A 21,491-nucleotide genomic window follows, 5' to 3' on the forward strand; every position below is an offset into this window, starting at 1 on the left:
GTCTGGGCAATACGCGGTGGTTGGTGGCGGATTATCACGAGTTAATTGCAAGACATCTGCAGAACCAGGGGCTCCAACCGATAGCTCGGTACACGATCTTGATCAAGACAGTGGCCGCGCCAGTCATGAGTCCTGGCATGGCCCAAGTAGGGGCATAACGTTGGCGACAGTGCAAAAGCTATTGCAAGGAGAGTTGGAGCAACTACTGGAGGTCTCGGAGGGCGATGCGCTTCCCGAGTTTACGGCGGAAGAAAGGGAGGCGTTTGTCGCTTTAGCGCTATCGGGTCTCATTGATTCAAGCGTGGCTGACAATGGTGCAGGGCGAAAGGCGAAGTACGAGATTTACACGCATCAGGCGGCAATGCTGAAGCGCGGTGTATGCGAAGGACAGCCAGGAGTCGTGACTTCTGGAACAGGGTCAGGCAAGACGGAATCCTTTCTGTTGCCAATCCTGGCATCCCTTGCAAAAGAAGCCATGACCTGGCCTGTGCCAGCAGCCGATTACATGTTTCGAAGATGGTGGCAGGAAGGTGCTGACCGGGAACCCATGGAGCGGCTAATCCAAAAAAACGGTTTTCCGACGAAGACTAATCCGTTACTGACGCCTTTTGTTCCACACCGTGAAGGTGAAGATGCTAAAAGGCCTGCGGCAGTGCGGGCGTTGATCTTGTACCCGATGAACGCGCTTGTCGAAGATCAGCTCGTAAGGTTGCGCAGGGCACTCGATTCGAGTGACGCTCGAAATGTCATGGATGAGCGATTTAGTAACAACCGTATCTTTTTTGGACGTTATACGTCGGCTACTCCTGTTACGGGATTCGATATTCATCCTCGACTTGCTTACCTAACAAAAGAAGAATCCCAAGATCAGGAGATAGGTAATAAAAGAAAAAGGAAACTAGAGAAGCTATTTGAGCAGATGAAAAACTTGCAGACTGGTCAGCGCCAAGCGGAGGCGCAAGCGCTGGAGGAGTTAAGGGCCGAACTAGTCAAGAAGGAAGGGCTGGGACAGGCGATTGACCCATCTCTTCACGAAGCGCTTCCATTGCTTCATCCTTTTCCGGTGGCGCTTTTTTAACAAAGCTGCCCAAAGCAACCGTTTGCATAACCCCACCGTTCTCTTTTAAAGCTAGCAACTGTTCGTCGTCCAGGTTACGGGAGACGTCGCAGAGGGCGCGGCAGCTCGAATGCGACGCGATCACCGGCGCTTTTGAAAGTTTCACCGCATCGAGCATCGCTTTTTTGGAAATGTGCGAAACGTCCACCATGATACCCAACCGGTTCATTTCTGAGATCACCTGCTTACCAAACTCGCTGACACCGTTGTGTTCGGATTCGCTGTCACCCAGACTCTCCCGGGGATTTGCAGAATCACAGATGTCGTTATGGCCATTATGTGCCAAAGTGATGTAGCGGGCGCCAAGTTCATGATATTTTTTAAGCAGGCTCAAATCTTTGCCAATAACGTAGCCGTTCTCAATCCCAATGCAGGCCACGAGCTTACCACTTTTTTGAATTCGTTCCACATCATCGGCAGTATAGGCCAACTCAATTTTATCGGGATACATCTCCTTGCACATGCGGTGAATGGCGTCGAACTTTATCATTGCATCCGCTTTGGCTTTCTCATAGTTCTCGGGGGTCCTTTTCGTTTGGCCGACATAGACAATAAAAAATCCCACATCCAGGCCGCCTTCCTGCATTTTAGGAATATCTACCTTGCGGTCAGCTCTAACACCGGGATCTACTTCTTCAGTAGCAAAATTAGACGGAATGTCGTCGTGGGTATCGATGGTCAACACACGTTCATGAATCTCTTTGGCCATTGCAATTATTTTTTCTTCAGTCATACTTTTTTCACATGACAAATTAATCAAAACAGAAATTGATACAAAACAGAAAAATAGATTTTTTCTTTCCATAAATTCCCTCGTTTAGGTTGGTTGAATGTTTAGGATAAAACAAAATATTTTACATTTCCGGGTAAGAATTCTAGAAGAATATGCTAAAAAGTTCATAGATTGTCAAGGATGATTTAAAAAAGATGGGACTGTCTCAAAAACAAAAAGGATCGTCTTTGCGAGCGTTTCAAAGCGAAGCAATCTCCTTCTTGGTAACTATGAGATTGCTTCATCCCGCAAAAAAACGCGGGATTCGCAAAGACCTCTTTGAAATTTGAGAAAATTAATTTTGTTCTTTCTAATCATATGTTTTATTAGAATTTTTTTTGTTGCAAAACACTATTTCAGCACGATTAGGTTTTGTCGATACCTATAAAAAGATGCTTTAAAAATATTGACACTTAGAATACAAGTACGTATTTTCCTCACTTAAAATAGCTCAAAGGACTTCAAATAATGGAAACAACGAGCCCGATCTTCAAGAGGCTGAGCCAGGACAAATCAAAGCGTGAGATTGCATATTTTACGATGGAAGTTGCTTTGGAAAACGATATCCCATCGTTTAGCGGCGGTTTGGGAGTATTGGCCGGTGACACCCTGCGTTCGGCTGCTGATTTGGGAATCCCGATGGTCGGTGTCACCTTGCTGCAGCAGTACGGCTACTTTCACCAGGCGCTTGACGATTCCGGCAATCAAATGGAAACCGAAGTCAAATGGCATCCCGATCTCAAGTTAACCCTACTGCCTAATTATACGGAAATAAAAATTGAAAATCGTACCGTTCGAGTGCAGGTTTGGGAATATGAGATAGTCGGCAAATACGGGTATGTAGTTCCGGTCTATTTCCTTGACGTCAATACCCCCGAGAACTCGGAGCAAGACCGTGAGCTCAATAAACAACTTTATGGGGGCGGGCAATATATTCGCCTTTGTCAGGAAATCATTTTGGGAATCGGCGGAATTCGCATGCTGCGAGATCTGGGCTTTCGGGATATTGATAGGTACCATCTCAATGAGGGCCACGCAAGTTTGCTAGCTTTAGAGCTTATTCGGGAAAGCGGGTACAGCTCTTATGACAAGGTTAAACAAGGTTGTGTTTTTACCACTCACACGCCGGTTCCGGCGGGACACGATGTATTCGAATTCGATTTAGTGAAACAGGTTATGAGCCCGGTTTATATCGATTATCTGCGGGATATCCTCGAAGGCGAAAACCCGGTGAACCTGACCACAATTTCTCTAAAACTGAGCCGGTTTGTGAACGGTGTATCGGCGAAGCACGGCGAGATTTCCAGGAACATGTTCAAGAATCCTGCCATCGAAGCGATCACCAACGGTGTGCATTCCGCAACCTGGACGTCGCAGAGTTTTAAGAAGCTGTTTTATCAGTACATTCCCGGGTGGGATATTGATCCGTCTCATTTTGTTCAGGCAATGTTTATCCCGGATGAGGAAATATGGAAGGCCCACATGGCGGCAAAGGGCAAACTTCTAAGCCTGGTGGAGAGTGAAACCGGCATTCGCATGGACTTAAACCGTTTGACCGTCGGCTTCGCCCGAAGAGCCGCTGCTTACAAGCGGGCCGACCTCATTTTTTCTGATTTAGACCGGTTGATTGAAATTGCCGGTGACAAAGTTCAGTTCGTTTTTGCCGGAAAGGCCCATCCGAAAGATAGTGAGGGTAAGCAGGTTATCAAGAATGTTTTTGCTGCCATGAAACAGCTGAAGGGCAAAATTGCTGTTGCCTACATTGAAAACTACGATATGCATTCAGGGGGTGTTCTGACTGCCGGAGTGGACGTTTGGCTCAACAACCCGCAGCGGCCCCGGGAAGCCTCGGGAACCAGCGGTATGAAGTCAGCTCACAATGGCGTGCTCAATTTCAGTGTGCTGGATGGCTGGTGGATCGAAGCTTGTGTCGAAGGAGTCACGGGTTGGGCTATTGGACCGGAGCCCAATGAACACAATCTGACCGATTTTGATGAACGACTCGATATCGATGATTTGTACCAAAAGCTTGAGAAAATAATTATCCCGTTGTATTATGAAGACCGGCCAAAATGGATCCGGATGATGAAAAATACAATCGCATTAAATGCCACTTATTTTAACACGCACCGGATGGTCAAAGAATATGCACTTAAGGCTTACCACGTTTCGCCTTTGTTTCAATAGGTTTTGAGAACTTGTAGAGCGTTTTTGAAATAACGTTGCAAGGTGGGTAAAAGTGTTTTCGTGTTTGTGTGTTCGAGTGTTCAGGTGCTAATATTTTGAATTAATCAACTTAATAAATACGTAAATACTTTAACACCTGAACACCCTAACACTGTATATTGCCCGGTTGTTTAGGAATCATTATAATAGAGCCTAAATGTCTGTTTCTCCCGAACCCTTTCGAAATACACTGGCAAAATTCTGCACGGGCGTTACTATCGTCACCACAAAAAATCAAGAAGGGATGCATGGTTTAACTGTCAACGCTTTCACTTCTGTTTCTCTCGACCCGCCGCTGATTTTGGTTTGCATTCAGAAAAACGGTTTGAGTCATTCGTCTCTTTGCGAGTGTGAGACTTTCGTGGTAAATATTCTCAGTATAGAGCAAAAAGAGCTTTCCGACCGTTTTGCCAATCCGGCCATGGACAGTGAGGATCGCTTCCGGGATTTGAGTTTTCGGGTTTCTGAAAATGGCGTCCCTATTTTGGCGGATAATTTAGGACACCTGGAATGCCGCGTAGTGAATCAGTTTGAGGGCGGCGACCACACCATTTTTATCGGTCAGGTCGAGAATGGAGATTTCTCCGAAGGTAAACAACCGCTGTTGTTTTATGAGAGCCGGTATTCTTACATTAAATGAAACGCATCTTGACGACATGTTTCTTAATTCTCATCTACTTCTTTAAAACCTCTTCTTTAGCTCCCGACAAATGAATGGCATTCAGTAGCAGCTTGAACGTTCCATGGGTTTGGGCGCGATTCTGGGCCCGGAATCCTAACAAGACCACTCGTCCTTTTCCCATGGGAATATCGAGAGCAGCAACAAGTCCACGAATTTTCTCATCGCCTAAAATCCAGCCGCTCAATAGTGGATTGCGATCCGGATAATGTGCGATTACTCCGGTACGTTTGGTCCAGTGAAACGGCCGGAAGGTTGGGCTTTTTGCGAAGAGTGCTGCAGCCTTTTTCGGCATGCCGTAGGCAATCGGTTCGGTATTGTCCACAACGATCTCCAGCAAAGATCCCGGACAAAAGAAGGCGGTTTCCTTCACATTTTTGAGTACATTTTCTACAGGCAGACCAAACTGCTCGATGACTAAATCGCAAGCACTATCTAGAACAATCAGGGTGCCGCCTTTAGTGACAAATTCTTTTAATTTCTCAACTCCTTCACTTCCAATTCCGTGTTGATATTCCTTCGGGACCTGTGGGGAGTAAATATCCGGCTTGGTTATTTTTAGGCCATTGATAATTTTTTGCGGTTCCATATCCGGCAGGATAATCGCATCGAAGGCCCGTTTCAAACCACCATTCTTTATTTTAGTGTTATCAATGGGCACGAATGGAAATTCAAATTTTTCCAGAATGAACCGGGTCCATCCTTCATCTATGTTGGCAGTCCAGGGTTGGTAAATGCCCAACTTAACCGGTTTTAAACGATAGGCAACCTGCCCTTGTAGACTTTTGCCCGTTTGTTTAATTTCTAAAGATAATTGTTCTACCAGGCGCTGCATTTTTTCAGTTTTCATTTCCTTGGCGGGCACGTAGATGGTGCCGGGTTCCCAATGCTGTTCGTCAATATCGATCGCATTTTTCAACCAGTAGACTTTCTTGCCGTCTTTTAGCAAACGATTTACCAGGTTAAAACTTCGATTGGTTTTGTGGCTGATTAAGTAGTTAGCTTTCTCCTGTTCTAATTTTGGCTGAGGAAAGGGAATTGATTTTAGTTTGGTTAAATCCGTTTCAAACGATTCATCGACCTGAACTGTTTTGACGCCCATCATTAATGGAAGCGTCCAGCCCGCCAAATCGTAGGGCCGAATGGGAGGCCCGCTAGCAGTTTTTCTCAAATCAGGGTACTTTTGCGGCTCCAACAGGTCTTTAATATAAGGACGAAATGGCTGTGAAAGTAAGATAACGAAATCACCTTTTTGAACTCTTAGATTTCCGGCAAAGAAATCGGTGGTTGCCTCCTGGATCTCAACACCGCCTTGCCTGAGAACGTTGAGCATCTGCAGTGCAGTGATCGAATCATGCTGTTGGCGCGGAATAATAAAAGCGAAGGGAGCTTCGGACCGCCCCTTTTCGATTGCATCCTTGTTCATTTTGCAGAAGTTGTAGATGATTGTTTCTTTTTCCTGCGCAGCAAGATCTAAAAGCGAAAGTGTAATCGCTATTTCGTAATTGATGATATCTCTCAACCGCCACCAACCCCCAGGCCAGGGGTCAATGAAATTCATCTGTTGCTTGTAGTCAAACAAACCGGGATCGCGGCCTTTTAAACTGCCTTTTGGGAAATAAAGGGGAGTTGCAATTTGGGCGCCGGCAACTTCGGAGAGAATGCCCAACATGTTATGCCACCAGGGCGTCATGACCGATGTTCCCTGCCACCAGGCGGTATAAAATGCATCCGTCACAATTCCACGAAAGTTTTGGGCCTGCAGGTCGCTGGCGATATGTTTGCCAAACTTGTTCATCTGGACATACACGAGAGGATGCACGTTGGGGTTCAATGGATCTGCATACGGAGGCAAAAATAAGCGGGCGCCCTGAGCTCTCATTTGGTGCTGGTCATAAATAATTTGCGGAAACCAGTTTTGATACATTTCTTTCGAGACCAAGCGGGTTTCAACCAGATTCATCATGAACCAATCGCGGTTGTTATCGTGTCCGGCATAATGATGGTACAAATATGGAAGCCGGCTTCCCTCGTGAGGCGTATCCACATATTTGTGGTACCAGTTGACAACTAAATTCATTCCGTCAGGATTCATGGATGGAATCAGCAGAATGATCACGTTGTCCAAAATTCGCTTTATTCTGGGAGAGTTTTCCGTGGCCAGCTTGTAGGCCAGCTCGATCGATTCCTGGCTGGAGGCGATTTCGGTAGAATGAATATTGAGAGTAATCATGACGAAGACTTTGTTCTGCCGTGCCAGTTCGCGAGCATCGTCGTCAGTGAGATGATGTGGGCTCGCCGCCTGTTTTTGCAAATTCTGGTATTTGGCAAGATTCATTAAGTTCATTGGTGAAGAAATAAAAGCCATGATGAAGGGATTTCCGAGGGTGGATTCACCTAAATTCTGCACTGAAACCCGCTCTGATTTCTCGTGTAAAATTCCTAAATAATTCACCACAGTTTCCCAGCCAAAGAGTTTTTTGTCTGCACCAACTTTAAATCCAACGAATTCTTCCGGAGTCGGAATACGGCCGTCGGGGATTGCAGTCTTAATTTGGGTGAAATTTAAAAGAAGAAACAGAAAAAGAAATGAGTGTTTAGGGTATCGCATTTTCGTTGAACGAAGCCTTTAATCAAAGGTTAAGCAGTTGAAATTTGCTTTTACCCGCGGGGTAAATTCTAACGGCCTCTTTTCGTTTTTTTAACGAGACGACCGCCATCAAAAGCAGAAGACCATTGAAAAGAACCCCAACCGAAAGCACAATCCAGCCCGGGATGATATGAAAAATAGCGGCGCGTTCAATAATTACTGAAAAGGAAAACTCTTCTAACGGCGTTGGGTGAATTGAGACTTTGGTAACCCAGCAGGAACCCAATACCAGGAAGATCCAGCTATAGTTCCTTCGCAAACGGCGTCCAAATGCTTCTGTAAAGGTCATTTTAAATTGTGAGTGTTGCATTTCTTCACTTAGAAGTTCGCGCCAGTTTTGTTGCAGCGGTTCAAGCCCGGGAGAAATAATTGGCGCAAAGAAATTTTCATTCAGCAAGGCAACACGCCAGCGCCAGAGGTCAAAATATTTGTATCGCCGGGCTTCAATAATTAAAAAAAACAAAACAAAAATCGTCGCAAGAATGAGTGCAAAGTGTGGAATTTTTTCACTGCCAAAGCTAAATGAGAGAAATGCTGCAGTCGTTATAATGGCCCAATTGGTCGTCACATCCAGGCGAGTGCGCCAGACATTAGCCCGGCTTACCTCACCGCGATAATAATGGGAAATCGCCGTGATAAATTCTGTATTATTGAGTTCGATTTTTGGCGGCGCCTTGTCGTCCACTATGGTCTCCTAAAATAAAAGAAAATTAAATTTTGATTATGGTGTCTTTTTAGAGCCGCTCCGGCTCCTCGCCCCGTGGGATAAGTACCTCTTGTTTAACAAAAATTTACCTCCCCTGACTATCCAACGGGGCGAGGGAGCCTGCTCGGGCTTCGTGCGCCTCCTCGATAGGTGGCGCTGCGCGCATAATTAGTGTCGCCTCCTGCGTCGGCATTCCTGTGGGGTCGCCCTCCGCAAAATCATTTACTGCCAAACCCGAAGTGTGGCCACTTCGGCTACTACTGGTTTTTCACTTTAGCCTCTATTTCGGCAATCGATTTCTCCCTGATCTTCTTAAACGGGTCGCCGTCATGCCACTCGGGCATGGTTGGTTTATTCGCCAAATAAAGTCCGGTTTTGAGAGCAAACTGTGCGACCTGAGCGGTGCCTTCAAGACTCCAGGAAGGGTCGTACTCATCTTCCACGCCGTGGTAGCGATTTTTGATATAATCATCCAACAGCTTTTGACCCCAGCCTTCCGGCTTGCCAACGAATTTTAGTCCGCCATCGAGATAAACGGCTGGCACTCCTGCCTTCACCAGGCTAAATTGATCCGAGCGGAAAAAGAACCCTTGTTCAGGCATAGGATCCGGCGAAATTTCCATGTTCATCTCCATTGCAACCCGCTTGACGACATCCATAATTGTCGACCTGTCTGCCCCCAGGGGAATGATATTCCTGGTTTTGCCCCAGACATTCACGGCATCAATATTTATGTTAGCTGCTGTTTTGGCCAGGGGAATGACCGGGCTTTGGGCGTAAAACTGCGAACCCAGGAGTCCGGATTCTTCGGCGGTTACCGCAGCAAACAAGATTGTTCGTTTTGGTTTAAACGAAATTTCGGAAAAAGCCCGTGCAATTTCAATCAGCGCTGCGGTACCGGAAGCATTATCAAAAGCGCCGTTAAAAATTCCGTCCCCGGATTGAGAATCGTTTTTACCCAGGTGATCGTAGTGACTGGTATAAAGGATGCATTCCTCTTTTAGAGCCGGATCACTGCCCAAGAATTTCCCGATCACATTTGGCGATTCAATTGTACGAAATTGGTTGCTGACTGAAGCGTTGACTCTTATCGGCAGCTCGATGGGATGAAATGATGCGGAGTTTGCCTGCGAAATGAGCTCGTCTAAATCAAAACCTACGGCGCTTAGAACTTCTTCAGCTTTTTCCTGGGTAATCCAGCCTCGAAAGGCCAGCTGCTTAGCACCGGCCTGGCTTCTGACAAAAAATTGCTCCCTGCTTCGTGAATTTTGAACTACGTTCCAGCCGTAGCCGGCTAACGGAGTTGTGTGAATTAAAATCACGCCATCTGCGCCTTTTCGCGCGGCTTCCTCATATTTATAAGTCCATCGACCGTAGTAAGTTAATGCTTTGCCACCGAAGAACTTCTCATTTTCGGATTGTGGTTCATTGACAAGTATGAGCAGAACTTTTCCGGTGACGTCCATGTTGGCATAATCATTCCAGTTGAATTCCGAAGCATCGACACCGTAGCCCATGAAAACCAATTGTTTATTTCGAATCGAAACAGAAGGCTGTTCAATTTTTGTTACGCCTACGAAATCGGTCCCAGGATTTAACCGCCAGGTTCTGCCTGCTCCACTCAAAGTCAGTATTGGGGTATGTTTCGCACCGATGAGCTGGACATTTTGAAAATAGCTGGAATCCCCAACGGCTGGCAGCAGTCCGGCTTCTTCGAACTGTGAAGCGATGTATTTCGCTGCCAGCTCACCGCCTCTGCTGCCCGGGGCACGACCTTCCATGATATCATCTGAAAGGATTTTAAGGTGAGCTCTGATTCTCTCCGGTTTAACAGCGCCATCGAGCTTGCCGATGGCTTCGGGAGAAGTGCAGTTTAAATTTAACAGCAGCGAGACTAAAACCGGCAATAATGAGAAAAGTAAATTCGTTCGCAGCGATTTCAAAGATTTCCCCTCTTGTGAAATAATAATTTAACTTGCATTCATCACAAATCCTGGTTTTCCGGTAAGTTATTTTCCCACCTGCCCGGAATTTGAGTTTGACAATTATAACATTCGCCGTTTACAATTTGATTTTGCAGAATTTGAAATCCAAATCTGGTAATCAGTTCGACTCTGCAGTTTGGACAGAATGTGTTTTCATATTTACCAACCCTTCCGGGAAGGTTGCCGGCATAAACGTAGTTCAATCCGGTTTCATAGCCAATCTCCGCCGCCCGAATTAAAGTCTCAACAGGGGTGTTATCCGAATCTTGCATTTTGTAATCCTGGTGAAATGCGGTGACATGCCAGGGGATGTCAGGCGAGATTTCAGCCAGAAATTTGGCCATGGATTTGAGTTCATCGTTCGAATCGTTGAACCCGGGGATGAGCAACGAAACGATCTCCAGCCAGAATCCTTTTTCATAGACCATTTCAATGGAATCAAGAACATGCTGAAGGACGCCGCCCAATTTGCGGTAATTTTTATCAGTAAATGATTTTAAATCAATTTTATACAGATCGGTGTGTGGCCGGATATAATCGAGCACCTCAGGTGTTGCGTTGCCATTGGAAACGTAGCCGGTCGTGAACCCTTCTTTCTTAGCTTCTTTGAAAATTTTGACTGCCCATTCACTGGTGATGAGCGGTTCGTTGTAGCTGCTGACGATTAGCTTTGCCTGATACTGCTTCCCCAAAATGATCAAATCGACTGGCTGGACCTCCTGAGGCGGGGCCACGGCCTTCGGATCGCGCAGAGCTTGAGAAGTTACCCAATTCTGGCAATAGGCGCAGTGGAAATCGCAGCCAAGCATGCCAAAGGTGACCGCTAATGAACCGGGAAAGACATGAAAGAAAGGTTTTTTTTCGGTAGGATCACACTGAACGCCGGCGGCGTAATTTGCTGGTACGTAGAGTTTACCACCTTCATTGAATCGCACCCGGCAAATGCCGTCGCGTCCATCTTTAATTAAGCAGCGATGGCCGCAGGCGTAACATGTTAAACTGTTGTCTGTGTGAACTTCATACAACTCACCCTCCATGGTTTGAGTTTTCAGAATTTGTTTGAGTGGTGGGGCTTCAGCCATCTGGCTTACCCTCGTGGCTAAACTAATTTACAACCTTGGCGTGTGCGCGAATCCCGTTATTTGGAGGACTGAAATTAGTTTCAATTAATTGTCTTAGCCCGCGTCGAAGTCTTTCCGGGCTGATTGCAATAACTTCGCAGCATTTTTCAAATGAGAAGATGTATTCAGTATTTTTTTCTTCATAGAGCCAAAATTTGGCGCTCTTGCAGTTTTTCTCGAGCTGGCTTAACTCGTGATCCTGGCCTTTGGATTTTAGTCTATGAATTTTAGTCGGATTATTCCCGTCAAGGTAATCCTTAACTGCTCGTAATACTACAGAAACAATGAGTTTGCGGTCTGTAACATTATTTCCTCTTCGATTCATTTCGTCCCTCTCAAATGATTGAACAGTTAAATTTGAATTCAGCTTATCAAGGGGGGATAATGGTATGTTGGATTTATATAGAACTTGCTCAAATTTTCAAGTAAACTTCCCTGAACTGCTTTAATTTTGTTAAATATAATAAAAATTAAGGCATAAATCAAGTTAAAAATTTGAATGGGCTGTAACTTCTCGCTTGGATAAAGGTAGTTTTGAGTAGTGCCGGCGCACATTTTGGGAGAGATTTTGCTTAATTAGTTTATTATTTCCTTAAATTACAGCGTTCAAGCTTCTTGCAATAGACTAGAACAGGGCAGCTCAACCCATGTAAGCACCCCCGCCTTAGACATTCTTTTGAGGGCGATCAGACTCCATGCTCCAACGTTTTTAGTGAGTGAATTTACTCTTCATTTTTACGATACTTCTGCCAAAGCCTCTCTAACCTCTCCTTGATTTGCTTTTCAACCCCGTTTTCGGTTGGATGATAGTAAATTCGGTTAAGTAATTCCTCAGGTAAGTAAGCTTGATTAACAAAATTATCATCATGATCATGTGGATAAAGATACCCTTCTGAGTACCCCTCTTTTTTCATCAACTTAGTAGGGGCATTTCTCAAATGCATCGGCACCGAGCCAACCGGATTCATTTGAATGTCTTTGCGGGCGGCACCAATGGCTTTGTAAGAAGCATTGCTTTTCGGAGCTGAGGCAAGATAAGTGGTTGCTTGCGCCAGCACCAGTTGTCCCTCCGGCATACCAATGTAAGTGACAGCCGTAAATGTAGAAGTGGCCACAACCAGCGCCTGCGGGTCGGCATTGCCGATATCTTCCGAGGCGAGGATAATCAATCGCCGGGCAATGAACTTCGGGTCTTCGCCGGCTTCAATCATGCGGGCAAGCCAATAGAGCGCCGCATTCGGGTCCGAACCGCGAACACTTTTGATAAACGCAGAGATGACATCGTAGTGGTATTCGCCTTTCTTGTCATACATCGTGGTCTTTGTTTGCAATGCCTCTTTGATAATTTTTTCCGTGACCTTTACCGTCTCAGTTTCAGATTTCTTGGCCAATCTTGTGGTCAGTTCCAATGCATTCAAGGCACTGCGGGCGTCACCCCCGGAAAGATTTATCAAGAGTTTGTCGGCGTTGTTTTCAAACTCGATTTTCTCTTTGCCCAATAGCTCATCTTTGGATAACGCTGACTTTACAATCACTTCAAGTTCTTCAAAAACTAAAGGGTTCATCCGGTAAACCCGGCAGCGGGAAAGCAGCGGCGCGTTCACTTCAAAAGACGGATTTTCAGTCGTCGCACCAATGAGCAAAACCGTGCCATCCTCGACGCTGTGCAGCAATGCATCTTGCTGGGCTTTGTTAAAGCGGTGAATTTCATCGATGAACAGAATGGTACGCTTGGCCAGTTTGCGATTGACTCTGGCCTTTTCCAAGACTTTGCGGATGTCTGCAACTCCGGCTGTCACCGCGCTCATCTGATAAAAATCAGATGTGGTTTCGCTGGCGATGATTTCTGCCAACGTTGTTTTGCCCACACCCGGTGGTCCCCAAAAGATCATGGAAACCAACTCATCGCTTTCGATGGCTTTGCGCAGAACTTTATCTTCACCCACCAGGTGTTCCTGCCCCACAAAATCCGCTAGTGATTTCGGGCGCATGCGATCGGCAAGCGGCGTGGATTTGGAGATTTCTTTTTGAGCTTCCTGGTCGAAGAGTTCCATGGGGTCTTTCGATTATCTTATCTTTTGATCATTTTCCCATAATCATCGTGAGTTCCAATCCAGACCCATATAAAATCTGAACCGTCCTCAATGGCAAGTGCCCTATGATTTAAAGTGGCTCTGACTGACCAAAGCTTACCAACTTTCTTGAAATGAAGTGATGGGTGTCTGGAATTATTTTTAAGGAGTTCAAAATTCTGCTTTGCTATATTTTGTACAGGCGGGGGAAGTTTCTCAAAGCATTTCCAAAAGCGATTCGATGTTCGATGCATTTAGAGTTCCTTGAGTTTTCCTTTCTCTTTTTCCTCGAAGGCTTCCTTAATTAAGAAATCTAATTTTCCAGATTCCGAATCATCCTTGAATTCGCTATCCCACTTCTGCCAATCCTTTTCTGAAAACCATTTTCTTAACCGGGCGTAATCGCTTTCCGGAAGTTCATCAATGGCGGCTTTAATTTCATCTACTGACATTTTACAACTCCTTCCAAAATCAAAGTAATTGCATCGGCAAGGTTTTTTTTACACTCTTCAGGCGTTTTGCCCTGCCCATTAGAGCCTGGAATCTCAGAACAGTGTGCGATATACCAATCTTCATCTTTTTCAATAATAGCTGTGAATTGATTTTGCATTTGGAATCTCACTAAGATTTATGCATTTAAAGGTAAATGAATCACAAACAAAAAGCAAGGTTTTCTCGGCAACATATTTCCTCGCTTTTAAATTTCAATCAAATTACCTTCACAAAGTTCGTCTTTTTTTCAATTCATCCTGTATCTAATCATAGACTCTATAGAACTCGGGCATGGAAAAAAGTACAGATAAAGAGCTGATGAATTTAGTTTTGAAAAAAAACAGTCACGCTTTCAAAATTTTGTACCAACGGTATGAGTTGGCGATTTTTAATTTTATTTTTAAATACACCAGCAGTAGAGAAATCGCGCAGGATTTGCTGCAGGAGACATTTACGCGGGTCTGGTTTGCGGCGCATTTGTTTGATTATGAAGGCGGAAATTTTAGAGGCTGGCTTTACACCATCGCCTTGAATACAACCAGAAATGAGATGTCAAAAAAGCGCTACACTTATCAATATCTCGATGTCTCCGAAATTAAAGGTGAACAGGAACCGGCCCACCCCGAGGCTGAGCAACCGGATTCTAAAATGGAGAATTTAGATCTCAAAGAAAAAATTGAACAGGCCTTGGAAAACCTGAAACCGCATTTTCGCGAGATTATCATTTTGAAGCATTTTCAACAGCTGAAATTCAGAGAGATTGCCGAGATCACCAAAACACCCGAAAGCACACTTAAAGCCAGATTTCATCGAGGAATCGAGCAGTTAAGAAAACACTTAGACCGGATGGAGTTTTCAGATGCAGCATAACAAAAATTCTTTGCTGAAACTATTTTACAAGGAAGCTTCGCCGCAAGAAGAGTCAGAGCTGCGAAAACATCTCACCACCTGTAAGGAGTGCCAAAAGTACATGCAGTTTTTGAACCGAATGGGGGCGACTTTAGACAAGCTGCCCGAGGAACGTCCCTTGCCAAACACCTTTGAGAGAATCATGGAAAATATTCCGGTAAAGCAGCCGAGGACTGCATTTGCGCGACCGACAATTTCTGCGGCGCCTTTTTTCAAAATTGCTTTTTCAATGGTGTTTATTGTGCTGCTTATTTATTTCGTGCAGAGTAAAATCAGTTTGCTGCCAATTTGGGACTCTTTGCAGAAATTCTGGCTGGTTGACGCCATCGGCAGCTTTGGTTTGATGATGCTCATTTTCTTTATAGTGGGAACTTTCATTACCCTTTCACTAGCGCCTATTCTGTACTTCGATATAAACAGGAAAGCATTACGTCTTTGACTTTTAACTTATAAATTCTGGAGAGAAACATGAACAAGAAAAAACTTATTCGAAAAATCGCTTTACCGGCCGCTATCGTATTCGTTGCTTCGATGATATGCAGCTTTTCGCTTTTTCTGTATGTGGATTCGCTTTATGAAAAACGGGCCGAGGAGTTGAATGCACACATTGGCGAATTGACCGATCGAAACCAAAAATATTTGCAGGACATAACACAAGCAGTCCAGGAGATCGCAGAACAAGTGCCGACGACAGATCTTGCGAGTACACAGCTCATTCAGGAGTTGCAGTCCGGGTTTTTGAGGGAACATCAAATGACAGATCGCGCAAAGAAATATCTTTGGATGATCGACACATCCGGTGAATTCGTCTTTGGCGCCCCGGCAGCCGTTTTTGTGCGTCTGAATTCTGCCTTTGACCAACAAAAAGAGGTGCTCACAAATGCCGGTCTGTTCAGAAGCAGAAATGATTTCCTAACCAAATTGGTTGACCGTCACCACAAGATCAACTTTACTAATCTTGATTTAAATTCTTTGAAAAAGCAATTGGGCCTGGAAAAATCGGATATCCTAATTTCCGTTCCCGGTTACAGAGAAGATAGTTGGTATTACTCGAGGGAAAGGGCACACTTGTTGACCAGCCCCCTGACAAACCAGTCCGGAACCGTTTTGGGAACTCTGTTCCTAAAGATCGACGATTCTGTGAACCATAAATTGTACTATAGCAAGTTCCAGGTGCAACACGAAAGTGCGGCATCTACTCTGGCACCGGCTTTTTCCTTTTTTGCTTTTCTTGCCGGATTGTTTCTCTGGTTTCTTTTGCCGACCTGGGTCTACATCGATGCCCAGCAGCGCGACATCAGAAACCCGGGCATCTGGGCGTTTATCACGCTCATTTCTCTTATATTCGGTTTGGCTATTTATTTGATTACGCGGCCGTCTGCCATGAAATCATTCCACTGTCCGCAGTGTGAGAATGAAGTAAATGGAGGGGCGTTTTGCCCGCATTGCGGCTTCGATTTATCCAGCACGATGTGTCCCCAGTGCCAGTACCCAATTAAGCCTGAGTGGTCTTTTTGTCCAAGCTGCCGGACGCAGCTCAAGGAAAAAGTGGAATTGGAAACTGAAAAAAAACAGGCGGTTGAAAAAAAGAAGAGTGAAAAAGAAACTTCTTAAAACTTAAAAGATTTCACGCAAAGGCGCAAAGTAACGCGAAGAAAAAATTTATAAAAACTATGCATCTCTGCGCCCCTTCGGCGCTGCTCAGGACATGCTTTGCGCTTTTGCGTGTGATCTCTGAATATGCTGAACTGGTTTTTTTATTCATCCTCTTGTCCATCCTTTTTATCCGGTAATTTCTTAGACAGTCTCAAATCTTGATGCGACTCCACCGCTCTTTATGCCAAATAAACGTAAATATTGACGTCCGTAATAGCACCATAAAAAAACCATTGAGAAACATTCCGAAAAGGCCATATCCTAAATAAACACCCCAGAACCAATTAAGAGGAAGCGAGAGGCACCACTGAATCAAAAGAGAATTAATCATGACGATTTTTGTGGCGCCGGCACCGATCAGAGCAAAACTTAATATCATGCCGAAAGCCTCTATCCACATAAACAGGCCAATAATTCGCAGAGGACTCGCTGCGATGCTTATGGTACTCGCATCCGGGATAAACAAACCGACAATAGTTTCAGCAAACGGGACCACGCAAAGAGAAAAGAGAAGCAGCGCCCCGGCTCCGAAGCGGGCCACTTCCCAACCCCATTTCTTGGCATCAGCGGGCTCTTTTCGTCCCAACGCCTGACTTACAAGTGTCAAAGCCGCGCTGCCAATCCCCATCGCAGGCAACAGGGCCACGAGCATGATATTTAGAATGACATTAAATGCAGCCAGGTTTTTTGTGCCGAGCAAGCCAACAATGGCAAAAAAGACCACCAACCCCAGAAACATAAAAAAATGACGAATGCTTTCCGGGAGGGAAACCCTGATCAGGGTTTGGAGTCTTTGTTTATCAGGCAGCCCATGGAGAAACCCATTCTTGCGGGCATATCTCAGGCCTAAACCGAGGTTGGTAAGGACACCGGAAAAAATGGCAATCGTCGTGGCGAGTCCCGCTCCCGCCGTTTCGAGTCTGGGAAACCCTAAATTTCCAAAGATCAGCAGGTAGTTAAAAAAAACATTCACGACCATGGCAACCAAAACCGTAAGCAGCGAGAACTTCGGCTTACTAATACCATTCCAGTAACCCCGGAAGGAAATATTGACGCCAACGAATATCATGGAAGGAATTCTCGGCCTCAGGTAAGCAAGCCCTTTTTCAGTCACTGCCGGGTCTTGACTCACCAGAGGAAAGAGATAGGGCAGGATTAAATAACCGATGACGGCGAGGACCAATCCAACACAGCTTGAAATCAAAATCCCCGCGTTGAGGTCATGGCCCGTTAAATCAGGATTTCCCTCGCCGATTCGCCTTGCCACCAAAGCTTGCACGCCGGCGCTTACGCCCATTGCAAGAGACATGATTAACAGAAAAAGGAAAGTACCGACTCCCACACTTGCTAATGCAGCGTCCCCCAATCGCCCGACCATGGCCGTATCGATGAGACTCATGATGTTTTGAGCCAGCATGCCACCGACAATCGGTAGGGAGAGTCCGACGATTTTTTTGAGGCGAGATTTTTCGATCAGCACGGATTCTCGTATCATTGTAGGCTAATTAAAAATTTATTAATGAATTTTACTTAGGAAACAAAGGGCTTTTAGATTTTGGTTCAATCAAAAGGCGGGAATTCCCCAATATAGAAGAACTAAAATTCTTGAGGTTTGAAAAGAAAATCACTTCAAACCCACCTCACATCCGACGTAATTGCTTCAGCTTTTCCAAAGCCTTCCCGTTTGGCCCGGGAACCTTATTGAGGACCTCTCTAACCTTAGCCATAATCCGTCCGTTCTGATCCCTGAAGCGCTTGCCCATAAACATACTTTTAATATCGCCTAGAATCGCGTACATGCACGGCACGAGGAACAGCGTTAAAATCGTGCCGATGCTCAAGCCCCAGACCATAACATTTGCCAGGGGACTCCAAATGTCCGACTTACCGCCGATGCCGATCGCCATTGGCATCAGGCCAAATACTGTGGTGATGGTGGTCAATAGGATTGGCCGCAGGCGCAACTTTCCCGCGCTCAGAATCGAGCGCCAGCGGCGCATTTTTTGATCTCGCGCCTCATTGATGAAGCTGATGAGCACCAGCGAATCATTTACGGCTACACCCGCCAGCGCCACCAAACCGTACATATTATTTATGTTGAATGGGCTTTGGATAATCAGCAAGCCGATGGTGGCGCCCCAAAACGCAAAGATGATCGCCATAAAAATGATCACCGGTTGGATATAGGACTTGAACTGCCCGGCCAGAATGATGTACATAAGCATCAATCCGATGCCGAAGAGCTGGAAAAGCTGACCAAAGGCATCCTGAAATTCTGAGAACTGTCCGCGAAACACAATGTCATATCCCGGGTAGCGCTTGCTGATTTCTTTAAACCTGCGAATGAGCTCCTGATTCACGGCAAAAGCACTGTTTTTAGAGGCATCCACATCGGCTTTCACACCGATGGCGCGTTTTACATCGTCATGTTTGATGACCGAGTACCCCTGCTTGATTTTGAGCGAAGCCACATCCTTAAGCGTAACCAGTCCCCCGAGCGGCGTGACAATTTTCAGGTTTTCCACATCGGAGATGTTTTGGCGGCTTTCCTCTTTGTATTTCACCACCACGTCGATTTGTTCGTCTCCGTCGCGGATTTCAGTTGCCACTCCGCCGTCAAAAGCAAAGCGAACCGTCGAAGCGATTTGGGCAACGCTCAGGCCCACCAGCGCCGCTTTTTCTTCATCAACTGAAATTTGCAGCTCGCGTTTTCCGGGAACAAAGTCGTCGCGAACATCGAAGACGCCTTTTATGCTGCGCAGTTCTTTTTTAACCAGCTCGGTAACTTCCTGCAACTCTTCAATATATTCCCCTCGAACCCGAATCTCAACCGGCGCACCGACTGGCGGACCGGTACTAAAAATTTTGAACTCAAGTGACTTGATGCCGGGAATTTCATTGATCTTCTGTCGCAGGTCGGCATTGATATCTTCAATGCTCCGCTCGCGTTCTTTTTTATTTGTTAACTCAAGTATCAGCTGACCCAAAGAAGACTTGAAAAACCACTCCTCATCTCTTTGTTGCAGTCCGCTATTTACGGTGACGTTGACCAGTTCATTTTCAGGCAGGTTAAACGCGATCTCCTCGGCTTTTTGCATGACTTCGTCGGTGAGCTCAATTTTGGTACCTTCGGGGAGATCGATAAACACAAATACACGCGGGATTTCTTCCGAAGCAAACATGTCAATGCCTACCACCCAGATCAGCGGAATGCTCAAAAGGATTAAGAGAACGGTTACCCCAAGGACAAGATACCGCTTGCGGAGAAATTTGGTGAGGTATTTGATATAGAGCTTTCTTAAATTTTTAAACTTAACAAAACCTTCGCGTTTTTTGGGGATTCGGCGGCTCCATTCGGCAATGTGAGAAGGGAGTATGAAAAATGCTTCAAACAGCGAGGCAATGAGCGCGAGAGTTACCACAATTGGCACGACTTTCAGAAACTCACCAATCACACCATCCATGAGCATTAGAGGCAAGAATGCAGCGACTGTAGTGAGTGACGAAGAGAGTACCGGCATGGCGACTTGTTTGACACCAAGTGTAACCGCCTCTTTAACCGGATGCCCTTCCTGGACAAAACGATAACAGTTTTCAATAATGACAATTGCATCGTCAACGATCATTCCGAGAACCAGAACGAGTCCGAAAAGCGAGCTTCCGCTTAAGGTCATGCCGGTCTGTTTCATAAAAATAAATGTCAACATAAACGTCACCGGAATTCCGATGGCTGCAAAAATGGCGTTTCTCGGACCAATAAAAATGTACAGACAAATCACCACCAGAACCAGGCCTATGACAGCGTTGTTTTGTAGAATTCCGAGAAATTCTTTGATTTGAATGGAGGAATCATTGGTAACGGTCAGCTCGACATCTTGGGGAACGCGGTCTTTCTTGTACTGAGCAACCAGCTCTTTTATCTCGTCAATAATTTTGATGGAATTGCCTTCCCTCTTTTTGGTCACGCTGATGGTTAGAGCATCTTCGCCGTTGAACCGCGAGATAATGACATCGTTTCGGGTAATCGTATCCCGAATCTCCGCGACATCTTCAACCCGCACATGGTGCCCCAAAGGATTGGCCTTGATGATGACTTTCTTGAGCTCTTCAATTTTGTCGATTTCACCGACCGTGCGAACCATGACTTCCCAGCGCCCCATGTTGATGTCGCCGGCGGGCAAATCGATGTTCTTGGCCCGAATGGCTTCCATGACCTGACTCAAAGCCAGATCGTAGCTCTGCAATTTAACCGGGTCGATCTCTACCCAAATTTCGCGCTCACCCCGGCCGAAAATTTGGCATTTAGCAACATGCTTAATCTCTAAAATATCATCGCGTAAATCTTCGGCGAGCTCTTTCATCCTTTTTTCGGAAATCAGGCCGCTCAAAACCACACTCACCATTGGGATAAAATCCTGCATGGTGTAGTTGAAAATCAATGGATCCTTTGCGCCTTCCGGGAAATCAACTTTTTCTATTTCCGTACGCACATCCTGCAGGCGTTTGTCAAATTCATAATCCGACATGGTCTCGAATTTTATCCAGACCAGAGCAGCATTCTCGCGCGAAATAGAGGTGATGTTGTCGATGCCATCAATATCACGCACTTCCTTTTCGACTTTATTGGTGATGAGTTTCTCGGTATCTTCGGGAGAAAATCCGGGGGCACCGGTCCACACGAATATCCACGGAAAGGAAATATCCGGGTTCATCTCTCTTGGCAGAGTAAACAAAGAATATGTGCCCATAACAATGGAGGCAATCATGATGATGTTGACCAGGACAGGATTTTTTATGGAGATTTTTGCAATGCTCATTTGACTTCCCACAACAAATTAAAACCACAATTGAACACGATTTTAAACCCATTGAAAAAAAATAAACTTCCCCTACTCATCTCGTTCCCATGCACCTTGAATATAAGTCATAAGAACTCCAGGTATATTGTTTAATTGGGGTAAATTAAAAAATTAATAACAAATTATCAACCCAGACTTTTCACACACTCTGTCTGCGTGGGAACGTTGACATGGATAGCCACGCTTGTTCTATCGCGGAACATTGGAACGAGATAAATAGGACCCCTTGACTTAAGTGACCCACTAC

At 45.5% G+C, this 21,491-nt stretch carries 17 protein-coding genes; 6 read left to right on the forward strand and 11 right to left on the reverse strand.

What is annotated here, in order from left to right; genetic code table 11:
* The first annotated feature begins 16 nt into the window (after positions 1 to 16).
* Positions 17 to 1,078 carry a DEAD/DEAH box helicase gene (locus IH879_03120; protein ID MCH7673921.1) on the forward strand — a complete coding sequence of 354 codons (1,062 nt, stop codon included), beginning with the start codon at positions 17 to 19 and terminating at the stop codon, positions 1,076 to 1,078.
* Here IH879_03120 and IH879_03125 read toward each other — a convergent pair.
* Positions 990 to 1,850: a membrane dipeptidase gene (locus IH879_03125; protein MCH7673922.1), complete on the reverse strand. Its 861-nt coding sequence runs from the start codon at positions 1,848 to 1,850 to the stop codon at positions 990 to 992. The genes IH879_03120 and IH879_03125 overlap by 89 nt on opposite strands.
* Positions 1,851 to 2,357: 507 nt before the next feature.
* Here IH879_03125 and glgP point away from each other — a divergent pair.
* Entirely contained in the window at positions 2,358 to 4,076 is a 1,719-nt protein-coding gene (gene glgP / locus IH879_03130; protein MCH7673923.1) for an alpha-glucan family phosphorylase, read from the forward strand.
* A 196-nt stretch (positions 4,077 to 4,272) separates the two neighbouring features.
* Positions 4,273 to 4,755 (forward strand): flavin reductase family protein, encoded by a 483-nt coding sequence (locus IH879_03135; GenBank protein ID MCH7673924.1) that lies wholly within the window; start codon positions 4,273 to 4,275, stop codon positions 4,753 to 4,755.
* A gap of 34 nt (positions 4,756 to 4,789) precedes the next feature.
* On the opposite strand, the gene IH879_03140 is transcribed toward IH879_03135, so the two are convergent.
* From IH879_03140 to IH879_03175, 8 genes are all read right to left on the reverse strand, one after another.
* A complete protein-coding gene (locus IH879_03140) occupies positions 4,790 to 7,405 on the reverse strand; it encodes a hypothetical protein (protein ID MCH7673925.1) in 2,616 nt (871 codons plus the stop codon).
* A 22-nt stretch (positions 7,406 to 7,427) separates the two neighbouring features.
* On the reverse strand, positions 7,428 to 8,129 hold the full coding sequence (locus IH879_03145; GenBank protein ID MCH7673926.1) for a DUF2270 domain-containing protein: 702 nt from the start codon (positions 8,127 to 8,129) through the stop codon (positions 7,428 to 7,430).
* 278 nt (positions 8,130 to 8,407) lie between these two features.
* Positions 8,408 to 10,093 (reverse strand): M20/M25/M40 family metallo-hydrolase, encoded by a 1,686-nt coding sequence (locus IH879_03150; protein MCH7673927.1) that lies wholly within the window; start codon positions 10,091 to 10,093, stop codon positions 8,408 to 8,410.
* A 41-nt stretch (positions 10,094 to 10,134) separates the two neighbouring features.
* Positions 10,135 to 11,217: an AmmeMemoRadiSam system radical SAM enzyme gene (gene amrS, locus IH879_03155; GenBank protein MCH7673928.1), complete on the reverse strand. Its 1,083-nt coding sequence runs from the start codon at positions 11,215 to 11,217 to the stop codon at positions 10,135 to 10,137.
* A 22-nt stretch (positions 11,218 to 11,239) separates the two neighbouring features.
* A complete protein-coding gene (locus tag IH879_03160; protein MCH7673929.1) occupies positions 11,240 to 11,581 on the reverse strand; it encodes a hypothetical protein in 342 nt (113 codons plus the stop codon).
* A 397-nt stretch (positions 11,582 to 11,978) separates the two neighbouring features.
* Positions 11,979 to 13,310: a replication-associated recombination protein A gene (locus IH879_03165; GenBank protein MCH7673930.1), complete on the reverse strand. Its 1,332-nt coding sequence runs from the start codon at positions 13,308 to 13,310 to the stop codon at positions 11,979 to 11,981.
* A gap of 272 nt (positions 13,311 to 13,582) precedes the next feature.
* Positions 13,583 to 13,780, reverse strand: coding sequence for a hypothetical protein (locus IH879_03170; GenBank protein MCH7673931.1), 198 nt, complete (start codon positions 13,778 to 13,780; stop codon positions 13,583 to 13,585).
* A complete protein-coding gene (locus IH879_03175; GenBank protein ID MCH7673932.1) occupies positions 13,771 to 13,938 on the reverse strand; it encodes a type II toxin-antitoxin system HicB family antitoxin in 168 nt (55 codons plus the stop codon). Before IH879_03175 ends, IH879_03170 begins: the two co-directional genes overlap by 10 nt.
* Positions 13,939 to 14,111: 173 nt before the next feature.
* Between IH879_03175 and IH879_03180 the strand changes: the two genes are divergently transcribed.
* The 3 genes from IH879_03180 to IH879_03190 are packed head-to-tail and all read left to right on the forward strand — an operon-like array spanning position 14,112 to position 16,343.
* Entirely contained in the window at positions 14,112 to 14,690 is a 579-nt protein-coding gene (locus IH879_03180) for an RNA polymerase sigma factor (protein MCH7673933.1), read from the forward strand.
* Positions 14,680 to 15,168: a hypothetical protein gene (locus IH879_03185; protein MCH7673934.1), complete on the forward strand. Its 489-nt coding sequence runs from the start codon at positions 14,680 to 14,682 to the stop codon at positions 15,166 to 15,168. Before IH879_03180 ends, IH879_03185 begins: the two co-directional genes overlap by 11 nt.
* A gap of 29 nt (positions 15,169 to 15,197) precedes the next feature.
* Positions 15,198 to 16,343 carry a zinc ribbon domain-containing protein gene (locus IH879_03190; protein ID MCH7673935.1) on the forward strand — a complete coding sequence of 382 codons (1,146 nt, stop codon included), beginning with the start codon at positions 15,198 to 15,200 and terminating at the stop codon, positions 16,341 to 16,343.
* Between the two features lie 193 nt (positions 16,344 to 16,536).
* Here the strand turns inward: IH879_03190 and IH879_03195 are convergent, their stop codons facing one another.
* Together IH879_03195 and IH879_03200 are read right to left on the reverse strand one after the other, a co-directional pair.
* Entirely contained in the window at positions 16,537 to 17,880 is a 1,344-nt protein-coding gene (locus tag IH879_03195; protein MCH7673936.1) for an MATE family efflux transporter, read from the reverse strand.
* A 145-nt stretch (positions 17,881 to 18,025) separates the two neighbouring features.
* Positions 18,026 to 21,202, reverse strand: coding sequence for an efflux RND transporter permease subunit (locus IH879_03200; protein MCH7673937.1), 3,177 nt, complete (start codon positions 21,200 to 21,202; stop codon positions 18,026 to 18,028).
* Between the last annotated feature and the right edge of the window lie 289 nt (positions 21,203 to 21,491).

Source organism: candidate division KSB1 bacterium, from assembly GCA_022562085.1.
GTDB lineage: Bacteria > Zhuqueibacterota > Zhuqueibacteria > Oceanimicrobiales > Oceanimicrobiaceae > Oceanimicrobium.

What these genes read in the sequence shown, in the direction of transcription:
- glgP (MCH7673923.1), top strand. Translation starts at nt 2,358, where the DNA reads ATGGAAACAACGAGCCCGATCTTCAAGAGGCTGAGCCAGGACAAATCA.
- IH879_03165 (MCH7673930.1), bottom strand. Translation starts at nt 13,310, where the DNA reads ATGGAACTCTTCGACCAGGAAGCTCAAAAAGAAATCTCCAAATCCACG.
- IH879_03195 (MCH7673936.1), bottom strand. Translation starts at nt 17,880, where the DNA reads ATGATACGAGAATCCGTGCTGATCGAAAAATCTCGCCTCAAAAAAATC.
- IH879_03180 (MCH7673933.1), top strand. Translation starts at nt 14,112, where the DNA reads ATGGAAAAAAGTACAGATAAAGAGCTGATGAATTTAGTTTTGAAAAAA.
- IH879_03160 (MCH7673929.1), bottom strand. Translation starts at nt 11,581, where the DNA reads ATGAATCGAAGAGGAAATAATGTTACAGACCGCAAACTCATTGTTTCT.
- IH879_03185 (MCH7673934.1), top strand. Translation starts at nt 14,680, where the DNA reads ATGCAGCATAACAAAAATTCTTTGCTGAAACTATTTTACAAGGAAGCT.
- IH879_03135 (MCH7673924.1), top strand. Translation starts at nt 4,273, where the DNA reads ATGTCTGTTTCTCCCGAACCCTTTCGAAATACACTGGCAAAATTCTGC.
- IH879_03200 (MCH7673937.1), bottom strand. Translation starts at nt 21,202, where the DNA reads ATGAGCATTGCAAAAATCTCCATAAAAAATCCTGTCCTGGTCAACATC.
- IH879_03170 (MCH7673931.1), bottom strand. Translation starts at nt 13,780, where the DNA reads ATGTCAGTAGATGAAATTAAAGCCGCCATTGATGAACTTCCGGAAAGC.
- IH879_03175 (MCH7673932.1), bottom strand. Translation starts at nt 13,938, where the DNA reads ATGCAAAATCAATTCACAGCTATTATTGAAAAAGATGAAGATTGGTAT.
- IH879_03140 (MCH7673925.1), bottom strand. Translation starts at nt 7,405, where the DNA reads ATGCGATACCCTAAACACTCATTTCTTTTTCTGTTTCTTCTTTTAAAT.
- amrS (MCH7673928.1), bottom strand. Translation starts at nt 11,217, where the DNA reads ATGGCTGAAGCCCCACCACTCAAACAAATTCTGAAAACTCAAACCATG.
- IH879_03125 (MCH7673922.1), bottom strand. Translation starts at nt 1,850, where the DNA reads ATGACTGAAGAAAAAATAATTGCAATGGCCAAAGAGATTCATGAACGT.
- IH879_03190 (MCH7673935.1), top strand. Translation starts at nt 15,198, where the DNA reads ATGAACAAGAAAAAACTTATTCGAAAAATCGCTTTACCGGCCGCTATC.